This is a genomic window from Gluconacetobacter entanii (assembly GCF_013155425.1).
Taxonomy (GTDB): Bacteria; Pseudomonadota; Alphaproteobacteria; order Acetobacterales; family Acetobacteraceae; genus Novacetimonas; species Novacetimonas entanii.
Genome location: NZ_JABJWD010000017.1, coordinates 1 through 11,084, shown reverse-complemented (window position 1 = coordinate 11,084; position 11,084 = coordinate 1). Strand labels below are relative to the sequence as shown.

Annotated in this window: 8 protein-coding genes and 1 pseudogene; 5 read left to right on the top strand and 4 right to left on the bottom strand. The window is 63.5% G+C overall.

The features are described from left to right. Nucleotides 1-580 (bottom strand): annotated as a pseudogene (locus tag HNH97_RS04200) (hypothetical protein); the annotation flags it as partial. 365 nt (nucleotides 581-945) lie between these two features. Between HNH97_RS04200 and HNH97_RS04195 the strand changes: the two are divergent. The 4 genes from HNH97_RS04195 to holA are packed head-to-tail and all read left to right on the top strand — an operon-like array spanning nucleotide 946 to nucleotide 5,977. Beyond that, nucleotides 946-1,470 carry a DUF3576 domain-containing protein gene (locus HNH97_RS04195; RefSeq protein ID WP_110912259.1) on the top strand — a complete coding sequence of 175 codons (525 nt, stop codon included), beginning with the start codon at nucleotides 946-948 and terminating at the stop codon, nucleotides 1,468-1,470. 28 nt (nucleotides 1,471-1,498) lie between these two features. Then, nucleotides 1,499-4,132 (top strand): leucine--tRNA ligase, encoded by a 2,634-nt coding sequence (gene leuS / locus HNH97_RS04190; RefSeq protein WP_171789978.1) that lies wholly within the window; start codon nucleotides 1,499-1,501, stop codon nucleotides 4,130-4,132. Between the two features lie 3 nt (nucleotides 4,133-4,135). Beyond that, nucleotides 4,136-4,933, top strand: a complete 798-nt coding sequence (locus HNH97_RS04185) for an LPS assembly lipoprotein LptE (RefSeq protein WP_171789977.1) — start codon at nucleotides 4,136-4,138, stop codon at nucleotides 4,931-4,933. Between the two features lie 24 nt (nucleotides 4,934-4,957). Next, nucleotides 4,958-5,977, top strand: a complete 1,020-nt coding sequence (gene holA, locus HNH97_RS04180) for a DNA polymerase III subunit delta (protein WP_171789976.1) — start codon at nucleotides 4,958-4,960, stop codon at nucleotides 5,975-5,977. Between the two features lie 514 nt (nucleotides 5,978-6,491). Here the strand turns inward: holA and HNH97_RS04175 are convergent. The 3 genes from HNH97_RS04175 to HNH97_RS04165 all read right to left on the bottom strand — a co-directional run bounded on the left by HNH97_RS04175 (nucleotide 6,492) and on the right by HNH97_RS04165 (nucleotide 10,258). After that, a complete protein-coding gene (locus tag HNH97_RS04175) occupies nucleotides 6,492-7,781 on the bottom strand; it encodes an McrC family protein (RefSeq protein WP_171789975.1) in 1,290 nt (429 codons plus the stop codon). Further along, on the bottom strand, nucleotides 7,778-9,370 hold the full coding sequence (locus HNH97_RS04170; protein WP_216657520.1) for an AAA family ATPase: 1,593 nt from the start codon (nucleotides 9,368-9,370) through the stop codon (nucleotides 7,778-7,780). The genes HNH97_RS04175 and HNH97_RS04170 overlap by 4 nt, the downstream gene beginning before the upstream one ends. 525 nt (nucleotides 9,371-9,895) lie before the next feature. Beyond that, a complete protein-coding gene (locus HNH97_RS04165; protein WP_171789973.1) occupies nucleotides 9,896-10,258 on the bottom strand; it encodes a winged helix-turn-helix transcriptional regulator in 363 nt (120 codons plus the stop codon). A gap of 115 nt (nucleotides 10,259-10,373) precedes the next feature. On the opposite strand from HNH97_RS04165, the gene HNH97_RS04160 reads away from it, so the two are divergent. Next, nucleotides 10,374-11,084, top strand: a 711-nt coding sequence (locus tag HNH97_RS04160; RefSeq protein ID WP_456305396.1) for an oxidoreductase, incomplete at its 3' end; no start/stop codon positions are given.

Here is an 11,084-nt window from a genome sequence, read left to right as displayed (position 1 = left end):
CCATCGTCCCCGCCAGCATCGGGTCCTCCCCCGCGAGCAGCCGGCCCGATGGCAGCAGGTCCACGCCCCCCACCCGCACCATCGCCCGCCCGCGCGCCCATTCGTCCCGCGCCCGCAACGCGCCCGCACGATGGGCCAGCACCGGGTCCCAGCCCGCGGCAAGGGCAAGGAAGGGCAGTTGCGGCATGGCGGGATCGGTGGGGTCCGGGCTGGCGAAACTGCCCATCCGCAGGGCGGGCAGGCCAAGGCGCGCAACACCCGGCCATGTCAGCAGTCCCGCGCCCTCGCCCGCAGACGCACCGCCAAGCGGGGCGGGGGCGGCGCGCAGGACCGACAGTTTCTCCTCCGGCCGCATGCGTGCGACCATGTCGGCGGCGCGCGTCGCGGCGGCGTTCGCGGGCACGGCGGCCCATGCGGACGCCCCGGGCAACAGGACCGGCCAGGGGGGACGCACCGCCGGGAACATCATCGCAATCGCCGCGACAGCCCCGGTCAGGGTCGTCCCCGCCCGTCCCCCGGCCCATGTCGCCACACGCGCCATGAACCGGGTGACCCGCGATATGATGAATGTCTGTCGCACTGCTTTCTCCCGCACCCTGCCTGTCCCTGCCCGCAGGCCCTCCCCTGGCGCGCCCATGTCACGCATTGCATGGCACACGCATGTTCCGATGCCCCGCATCCGGGGCGTTTACGATCCGATAGGTACTACCATCGGCGCCCCGGTGCCATGACCCGTGCCCATGCGGGGCATGCCGCGCCGTCACGATGGTGACACAGAAAGGTCGCCGCGTGACTTGGCGGGACCGGCGCGGCGGGATATGAAGGACGCATATCGATAGCAGGCAGGACCGTGGCCGTTCGTCCGGACACATCGTGGCGGGATGCGCGACACACGGGGCCGAAATACCACATGCGGGGCCCATCCCCGGCGTCCATAGAGGCATCATGACCCTTCGTCCGCCAACTTCCGCCCTTCGCCCGACCTCCCGCCGCATCCTGCGCACGGGACTGCCGGTCCTGATGCTTGGCACGCTGCTTGGCGCGTGTTCGACAGGCCCGCATGACAGCACCGGCCTCGCCCGGCCGCAGAACAAGCTGCTGAAGGAAGACCGTGGGGCCACCGGCGGCAATGACCAACTGGCGAAAAGCGGCGTCAACGCCTATCTGTGGCGCGGGGCGATCGATACGCTGTCGTTCATGCCGTTCGCCTCCGCCGATGCGCTTGGCGGTGTCATCCTGACGGACTGGTACACGCCCCCCGCCACGCAGAACGAACGCTTCAAGATCACCTGCTTCATCCTGTCGAGCAACCTGCGTTCCGACGCGGTGCGCGTGTCCGTCTTCCGCCAGGTGCTGCAGGACAACCAGTGGGTCGATACCCCCGTCGCCGCCAATACGGTGTCCGACATCACCTCCAAGATCCTGACCCGTGCGCGCCAGTTGCGTGCCGATAGCGGCCACAAGAACTAACACCTCGCGCCCGGACCCGATGACCAAGATGACCGATCCCAAGACTCCCGCCGATCCCGCCACCCCCGCCTATGACTTCGCCACGGCCGAACCGCTGTGGCAGGAGCGGTGGGAACAAAGCGGCGTCTTCGACGTGCCCGACGTCCCCCCCGCCGACCGGCCCAAATATTACGTGCTGGAGATGTTCCCCTATCCTTCGGGGCAGCTTCACATGGGGCATGTCCGCAACTACACGCTGGGCGATGTCGTTGCGCGCTACAAGCGGGCGCAGGGGTTCAGCGTCCTGCACCCGATGGGCTGGGACGCGTTCGGCCTGCCTGCGGAAAATGCGGCGCGGGAGCGTGGCGTGCATCCGGGCAAGTGGACGATGGACAACATCGCGGCCATGCGCACGACGCTCAAGCAGCTTGGCTTCTCCTTCAACTGGGACCGCGAGATCGCGACCTGCCTGCCGGATTATTATGGCAAGCAGCAGAAGCTGTTCCTCGACATGCTGGCGGCAGGCCTGGTGGAGCGGCGCGAAAGCTGGGTCAACTGGGACCCGGTGGACAATACCGTGCTGGCGAACGAACAGGTCGTGGATGGTCGCGGCTGGCGCTCCGGCGCGCTGATCGAGCAGAAGCAGCTTTCGCAGTGGTTCCTGAAGATCACGAAATTCGCGCCGCAGCTTCTCGATGGGCTGTCGCACCTGCCGCGCTGGCCCGAACGGGTGCGCACGATGCAGGAACGCTGGATCGGCCGGTCGGAGGGCGCGCGCGTGCGCTTCGGCCTGCATGAACCGCCCGCAGGGTTCGACGTGGACCTTGATTCGGTGGAGGTGTTCACCACCCGTCCCGACACGCTGTTCGGGATGTCGTTCCTTGCCATCGCGGCCGACCACCCGCTGGCGGCGAAGGTCGCGGCAAAGAACGCGAAGGCCGCCGAATTCATCGCGGAATGCCATCGCCTCGGCACCTCGGAAGAGGCGATCGAGACGGCAGAAAAGCGTGGGTTCGATACCGGCCTGCGCGTATCGCACCCGTTCATGCCGGACAGATCGTTCCCGGTCTGGATCGCGAATTTCGTGCTGATGGATTATGGCACGGGTGCGGTGTTCGGCTGCCCCTGCGGGGATCAGCGCGACCTTGATTTCGCCAACAAGTACCGCCTGCCCTTCATCCCCGTCATCCTGCCTCCCGATGCGGACCCGCAGACCTTCACCGTCACCGACAGGGCGACCGACGGGCAGGGCACGCTGTTCAATTCCGCCTTCCTCGACGGTCTCGACATCGCCACGGCGAAGAAGGAAGCGATCGCACGGCTTGAAGGCCTGGGCGTCGGGCGCGGCGTGGTCAACTGGCGCCTGCGTGACTGGGGCATTTCGCGCCAGCGCTACTGGGGCTGCCCCATCCCCATCATCCATTGCGACTCCTGCGGCGCGGTGCCGGTACCCGATGACCAGCTTCCGGTCGTCCTGCCCGAGGACGTGACGTTCGACCGTCCGGGCAACCCCCTGGAGCACCACCCGACATGGAAGCATGTCGCCTGCCCCAGATGCCAAAAGCCCGCCACGCGGGAGACGGATACCTGCGACACGTTCGTGGACAGTTCGTGGTATTTCGCCCGCTTCACCGCGCCGCATGCGCCACAGCCCACCGTGGTCGCGGCCGCGGACGGGTGGCTGCCGGTGGACCAGTATATCGGCGGGATCGAACATGCGATCCTGCACCTGCTCTATGCCCGCTTCTTCACCCGCGCCATGCATGAAACCGGGCACCTGAACGTGGACGAACCGTTCGCGGGCCTGTTCACGCAGGGCATGGTCAACCACGAAAGCTACCGCGACGCGGATGGCAACTGGCTGTATCCCGACGAGGTCGAGCGCACGGCCACGGGTGCGACCCGCCGTGACACGGGTGCGCCGGTCACGGTCGGCCGCGTGGAAAAGATGTCCAAGTCCAAGCGCAACACCGTCGCCCCCGTGACGATCATCGAGCGTTTTGGCGCGGATACGGCGCGCTGGTTCGTCCTGTCGGACAGCCCGCCGGAACGCGACATGGAATGGACGGAATCCGGCGTCGCCGGGGCCGCGCGCTTCCTGCAGCGCCTGTTCCGCGTCGTGCGCGGCGTGGCGGCACAGGTCCCCGCCGACGTCCCCTGCCCCGCGCAGGTCGCAAAGGCCGCCGACACGCTGCGCCGTGCCACCCACCGCACCATCGCCGCCGTGACCGAGGCGCTGGAGGGTTTCAGCCCCAATGTCGCGGTCGCGCGCCTGCATGAACTGACCAGCGCGCTGGCCGATGCGGAAAAGCACGCGGACGAGGACGGTATCGCCTTTGCCCGGCGCGAGGCGGCGACGACGCTCGCACTGCTGTGCGCGCCGATGGTGCCGCATCAGGCCGAAGCGATGATGGCGCTGCTGGATCCCGCGGGCAGGCCGGTGGTCGAACGCGCCTGGCCCAAGGCGGAGGCCGACCTGCTGGCCGCAAGCGAGGTCACGATCGCGGTGCAGATCATGGGCAAGCTGCGCGGCACGATCGCGGTGGCCCCCGACCTGCCCAAGGACGATGTCATCGCCCGGGCGGAGGCCGAACCCAACGTCGCACGCCTGCTGGAGGGTGCGCGGATCGTCAAGCGCATCTATGTGCCGGGGCGCATCGTCAATTTCGTGGTTGCGAAATAACCGATGAAACGCTTTTCGTGTCGTCGCACCGCACCCACGCTTTTCGCGGCCGCCCTTGTGGCCGCGATGGGCGGGTGTGGCTTCTCGCCCATGTACCAGACGACCGGAAAGCATATCGGCCCGGACGGCAAGGCCACCGTGACGGACGTGGCCGCCGAACTGCAGCAGGTCTATGTCCCGCGCATCACGGAGCGTTACGGGCAGCAGTTGCGCCAGTTCCTGCAGCAGGACCTTGGGGGGGCCGGGCCTGAAAACCCGACCCGCTACAGCCTGCGCATCCGCACCTACATGATGAACGAGGCGGTGGACATCCACTCCGACAATACCAGCGGGCGCACGCGCACCACCGCCTTTGCCCACTGGCAGCTTTATACCATCAGCGCCAGCCCGCGCCTGCTGGCCGAAGGGGATGCGAACATCATCGACGGCGTCAACAATACGTATGAACAGTATTTCGCCCTGTCGCTGAACCTGGAAACCGTGCGCACCCGCGTGGCCAAGAACATGGCCGAGCAGATCACCCAGCAGGTTGGCGTGTGGTTCCGCACCCATGCCAAACCCGCGACCGACGGGACCGATGCGGAGCAGAACCAGCCACGCTACATCGATCCCGATTCGACCCCCAACGCCACCAGCAGCAACCAGATGCCATCGCAGCGTCCCGGCGCGGATGGCCTGCCGGCGCTTGCCACCGGGCGGTCGAATTCACAACTGAACGATGATGACGTGGGCACCTCCGTCAGTGTCGGGAGCGACAGCCCCGACAGTGTCAGCATTGGCGGCAACGGCACCAGCCAGTGAACGTCAGCCAGTGAAACCCCGACCGTGAAGATCAGTGCGCGTTCAGTCGCCGCCACCCTGCGCGATCCCGGCGCGTGGCGCATCGTGCTGCTGCATGGGGAGGATGCGGGACTGATCCGCGAACGCGCGACCCAGGCGGCACAGGTCATCACGCCCGACCTTGATGATCCATTCCGCGTCGCCATCCTTGGCCGCGACGCGCACGACCGCATGGTGGAGGAATGTACCGCCCTGTCACTGGTGGGCGGGCGCCGCGTCGTCTGGGTGCGCGAAGGGCGCGATGGCCTGACGGGACTGGTCAAGGAGTGCCTTGCAACCCGGACCGATACGCTGCTGATCATCGAGGCGCCGGGGCTTGAATCCCGCTCCAAGTTACGTGCGCTGCTGGAAAAGGCGAAGGACTGCGCCGTCATTGCCTGCTACCCCGAGGAAGGGCGCGCGCTGGAGGCCAGCATCCGCCAGATGCTTTCCGAACAGGGGGTGCAGATCGACCCCGATGCGCTGTCATGGTTCGCCGAACGCGCAAGCCCCGATCGCGCCGCCACCCGTGCGGAGGTGGAAAAGCTGTTCCTGTTCGCGGGACAGGGCGGGCGGCTGACGCATGAGGACGTGCAGGCCTGCATTGGCGATGCGGCGAGTGTGTCGCTGGAGGATGCGGCCTTTGCCGCGATGGTGGGCGACCGGACGGGGGCTGACCTTGCGATCGAACGCGCCATGAATACCGATCGCATGAACCCGATTGGTGCCGCGCGCGCGCTGCTGTCGCACATCCACAGGCTGCGGCGGGTGCGTCTGGCGATGGATGCGGGACAGGGCCGGGCGGAGGCGATGTCCGCACTGTGGCCCCAGGTCTTTTTCAAGCGCACCGAAGCCTTTGGCCGCGCCGTCGCGATCTGGAGCGCGGATGCCCTGATGCAGGCGGCGGTGTGGACGCAGCAGCTTGAACTGGCATGCAAGCAGACCGGCAGCCCTGATATCGTGCTGTGCAAGCGCCATGTCGCACGCCTTGCGGCACAGGCGCGGATCATGGCGCGACAGCGCTAGGGGCGGCCATATTGCCGCTTGCCCCTGCCCCGTCCCTCCGCTACATAAGGTCGGGTGTATGTCCGCGTAGCTCAGCAGGATAGAGCACAGGATTCCTGGTAGCAATTGGGCGTCACGACGGGAAACCACGTGACGGATCTGCTCAAATTCGGGGAACGCTCTGGCAGAATGCCGTGCCAATCCCGAGCCAAGCCCGGCCCCGTGCCGGGAAGGTGTAGAGACTGGATGGGCAGCGCCTACCGACCCGCTGGCGGGTCCATGGCGAAGGGACAGTCCAGACCACGAACGTCATCATCCGGTGGCGGCGGCGAAAGCCGAAGTGGGATGAATCCTGGGGCCGTGGGTTCGAATCCCGCCGCGGACACCACCATACATTCCCATGTCATTCCAACCGGTCCAGAAGCCGGCTTCCCGCCGGGGGAATCAGTCCGAACAACGTGGATCCCGTCCGTGGCAGGGCCTTGCCCGTCGGGGGGAGTGCATCATGCCCGTCCCGACACGATGGCGCATCCCATTACAGCGGTGATCCGGTTTCGCCGTCTGCACACAACGTCCGCAGGTTGCGCAATAGGGCTGCATTGTCCGATATGTCTATCGTTGCGACCTCCAGCACATCAGGCCCGGACGGCGTTGCGATATAATGCGTATTGCACACCGGATCCACGCCAAGTCCCGCATGGTGCGGATAAAGCAGCATCAGGCGTGGACAGTCATAAATCCTGGCATATGCCATCATCTGATAGATATCAGCCTGGCTGACCCCCTGCCTGGGATCATCATCCTGCCGGGCAAGGCATTTCCATTTGGTATCCACGATCTGCACGATGGCATCACCGCGTTTGATCAGAATGTCGGGAATGGTCTGGAATACGCCCTTTTCCTCCGGCGTATAAAGGGCATATCGCCTGCCCTTCTGGGCGGCGGCATGCAGGCCCGTTCCCGCCAGGGCCGTACGTAACCGGCAGGCGATATATTTTTCAAACAGCACGTTCATTTCAAACAGCAGCGAAAACCCCTGCGTCACCCCGCCTGATGTCGTCTGGAACCGCTGCCCCAGCAGCAGGCGCGCCAGTTTCAATGGCGTTTTCCACCGTGTCGTGGTGCGGTCCAGCACCACCCGGTCCCAGCGCAGGGCCGACACAGCCACCGGACTGACATCGGCATAGACAAAGGCCAGTTCCCGCAACCGCCGCTGGTTATCCGCCGCGCGCGACAGGCGCAAAAGCCGCTCCACCGCTGCTTTCATGATCTGGTTGAGTGGCGTGTCACATGCCATTTCATCATAACGGCAGGCCAGTTTCTGCGGGCTGACCGCAAGTACGCTGAACTGTCGCGTCACATCCAGCCTGCCCCGCAGGGCCGGCAGGTCATCGGCCTGCTCCACATAACGTCGGGGCAGGCCGGGCTTCACGGCCTCGGATAACCTTCTGGAAAACAGCCGGATCAATACTTCCAGCAGGGTTTCTTCCTGTGTGCCCAGATGCGCGATATCACCATCGGCCACGTTTATGTCCAGCACCACGGCCAGCATATGCACCAGTCGCCTGCGGATGCTGCTGACCGCCTGTGCGCCGTGCTGCTGCGGCGTGTCGATCTTGGGCAGGATTTCCAGTTCGGCGCCGGGGGCGACAATCATCCCCACCATGCCACAGGCCCGCAGGCCATGGCGCTGGTCTTGCAGCGCGCCGGGCATGGCGGAGTTTTCCGCCACGGTCACAAGGCGTTCGGCAATGTCACGGGGGATTTCCGCCTGGCCTGACCCATAAGGTAGCGTGTTCCATTCCAGAACCGTACGGTGGATCATACGTCCAGAAGTCCCCTGTTATAATCAAATCCTTCCTGTTGGGTACGCACGCGCCAGCGGTAACGCGCACTCCCCTCACCTTCCAGTCCCAGCCCGCGTGGGACCGGGAGTTTTTCCCGATTGAGGAAACCACCTTCATAGTCCCCTTCCGCTTCTGTCGCATCGCCAAGCACGGCGGCGACCTTATCCCAGTCCTCGTAGAAATATTCAGCCAGAAGCGGGATGATCCGGTCACGCATGACCTGATCGATGCCGTTGGAACCCTGACGCGCCGTGCATTTAATGAAATAGGCATGCCCGATCTGGTGTTCGCGATCGAACAGGTATTCGATCCGTTCATTAAGCGCACGCAGCACGGCAGGCAGGTCAATGCCATCCACGGTTTCAAGCTGCGTCGGGTCGGGCATCAGTTCACGAAAGTCGAACCGGCGGCGCAGCGCCGTATCCAGCAGGGCGATGGAACGGTCCGCCGTGTTCATCGTGCCAATGATGTGCAGGTTGGGCGGCACGCCAAACAGGTCGCCCGAATAAGGCAGGCGTACCTGCAGTTCATTCGGCTGGCCCAGCCGTTTGTCCGGTTCGAGCAATGTAATGAGTTCGCCAAATACCTTGGAAATATTGGCGCGGTTGATCTCGTCTATAATCAGGACATAGGGCTGTGGCGTGACAGGGGATGTATCATGCTGCCTGCCGATATACTGCGCCAGTGCCGGGACATTGATCAGGTCACGATTCAACTGGTAGACGGTCGCCATGGAAAAATCCTTGGCGTAAATACGACCAACCGGTTCGCCCTCCGGGCTGACCCACAGCCACCTTACCTTGCGACGGTGCGCATAATTGGGCCGCTCCTCAAGCGGTTCGAAATAATAATCGCCCGTTATCTGACCGATTGCGCGGAACAGGCCGTTCCCGCGCGAAACCACGATGATATCGCCAATACGCATCTGGTTACGAAAGATGTTGGGCATCTTGACCCAGCCGGATGCGGACGTGAGTACCTTGTCCCCCACCACCCCTGAATCCTGCACGGCCTTGAGGATGGCATCCGGACTGGCAAAACGTGGATCGGTAAAATCCAGTTCGCCATACCCGATGATGGCATACCCGTCCCTTATGGCATTTTCAAAGATATGGGCATCATCATGATCGCCCGCGACCCCCATGGAGAGTTTGAAGACACGTTTGCCCGCCAGCGAGAACGTATCCTCCTTTTCTTCGGTCTCCCCAAGCGCCTCGCGCACGATCCGGCGGAAAATGCCGTCCCTTGGCACAAGCGTGAAGCCTGCGGCAGGCTGTTCGCCGTCCGGGCCACCGCCCGCCATATCCTGCTGGGGGCGCAGTCCTTCGACAAAATCTTCATAGGCCAGTGACTGGTGAAAGGTCACGAATTCGATCCGCCCCGCGCGTATCAGGCGATGATAGGCGGCCATCAGTTCCTTGCGGTCCTCCGGCACGGTTTCGCCACACAGCCTCACGGCCTCGGCAGCCGTGGCGTAGGTCTTGCCCGTGCCGGGCGGGCCATACAGGATCAGGTTGACGGTTTCGGCACTGGGATCAACGGGCATGATGTCTTTGTTCTCTGGCATGGTATCTTGCAGCACGGTCCTGTTTTTCTTTTTAGGCAGGGGAGGATAGTCATCTGGCCACAGGCCATTACGATCCGTCTTCAGCCTGCCTGCAATATCGTCCTGGTTCATCTCAAGGACACGTTTTGCGATATTTACGGTTGTACTGTTGAGTGACAATTTCTTGTCTTTTACATTATCGTCCATATTCCGGACAATATTGGAATTTAAACAGAAACATATACGATCATCTTTTTTTTCAAAAAAACCTAGGGTGCCTTTACGTACCGCAGTATCATTGCCATTGTTCTTGCGCCCGAAACGGAAGTATTCATTCTTTATATCGGTAAAATACCAGTCCAGCCCCTCAGCATGGACAAGGCGCGCGATCTCGCAGAAACTGTGTCTTTCTTCGGCGGTCAGTTCCGGCAGGAATGCTTGGAAAGCCGGGGCGTTTTTTGCAAAACGCGCAAGTAATTCGTCATCTGTCATATATGGTCCATTTCCGGCATAAGGCTGCAATATCCATTCAGGGAATGCTTCAGGCTACCCGGCGGCTTTCCTGCCATGCAGGGAATGGGCGTGCGTGTCCCCCCATGCCTTGAGCGCCTTGATGACAGGCTCAAGCGTCTTCCCAAGATCGGTCAGCGCGTATTCGACGTGCGGCGGAACCTCGGGGAAGACGGTGCGTGACACCAGTCCGTCGGCCTCGAGTTCGCGCAACTGGTTGGTCAGCATCCGCTGGGTAACATTGGGCAGGCGACGGCGCAGTTCACCGAACCGCAGCACCCCGTCCTCGAACAGGTGATACAGGATCAGCGCCTTCCACTTGCCCCCGAACAGTTCGAGCGTGGCCTCCACCGTGCAGCCGGGGCTGCAGGCCAGCGTGGTGTGACGGATGCGGGGCATGGTATCATTCCTGACACTAGTGGCGGTTTATGTGCGTTCTTGCGCACACCGCAGGCTAGGTCAATGTTTACATGCGGGCCGGACGGATGGCCTGCATTTGTAAACAGGGTTGATCATGTCTCCATCTTCTTTATTCGGTCCCGTGCGGCTGGGCGACCTGTCGCTGGAAAACAGGATCTTCCTGCCGCCCCTGACACGCTGCCGCAGCACCCAGCCCGGCGATATTCCCAACGCGCTGATGGCCGAATATTACGCGCAGCGCACGCAGGCTGGGTTGCTGATTACCGAAGGCACGCAGATCGAAGCCCGCGGGCAGGGCTATGCCTGGACGCCGGGCATCTACTCCCCTGAACAGGTCGCGGGCTGGAAACTGGTCGTCGATGCAGTGCACGCAAAGCGGCGGCCCATCTTTGCGCAGTTGTGGCATGTCGGCCGCGTGTCCCACCGCGCATTGCAGCCTGGCCACGAGGCGCCGATCGCCCCGTCCGCCGTGGCTGCAACAGGTGTCAACGTGTTCATCCCCACGGGGCCGGGCACAGGAAAACTGGTGCCGCCCGACATTCCACGCGCGCTGACCATTCCAGAGATCCATGAACTGGTGGAGATGTATGCGCAGGCGGCGCGTAACGCGCTGTCCGCAGGTTTCGATGGGGTGGAGATCCACGCGGCCAATGGCTACCTGATCAACCAGTTCATCTCCGAACGGGCCAATTTCCGCACCGATGCCTATGGCGGCAGCCTGTCCAACCGCCTGCGCTTTCTGCGTGAAGTAGTGGAGGCCGTCTCCGCCGTGGTTACGCCTGGCAGGATGGGCGTTCGGTTTTCC

Coding starts and splice junctions, on each gene's coding strand:
- HNH97_RS04195 (WP_110912259.1), top strand. CDS start 946: ATGACCCTTCGTCCGCCAACTTCCGCCCTTCGCCCGACCTCCCGCCGC.
- leuS (WP_171789978.1), top strand. CDS start 1,499: ATGACCGATCCCAAGACTCCCGCCGATCCCGCCACCCCCGCCTATGAC.
- HNH97_RS04185 (WP_171789977.1), top strand. CDS start 4,136: ATGAAACGCTTTTCGTGTCGTCGCACCGCACCCACGCTTTTCGCGGCC.
- HNH97_RS04175 (WP_171789975.1), bottom strand. CDS start 7,781: ATGATCCACCGTACGGTTCTGGAATGGAACACGCTACCTTATGGGTCA.
- HNH97_RS04170 (WP_216657520.1), bottom strand. CDS start 9,370: ATGCCAGAGAACAAAGACATCATGCCCGTTGATCCCAGTGCCGAAACC.
- HNH97_RS04165 (WP_171789973.1), bottom strand. CDS start 10,258: ATGCCCCGCATCCGTCACACCACGCTGGCCTGCAGCCCCGGCTGCACG.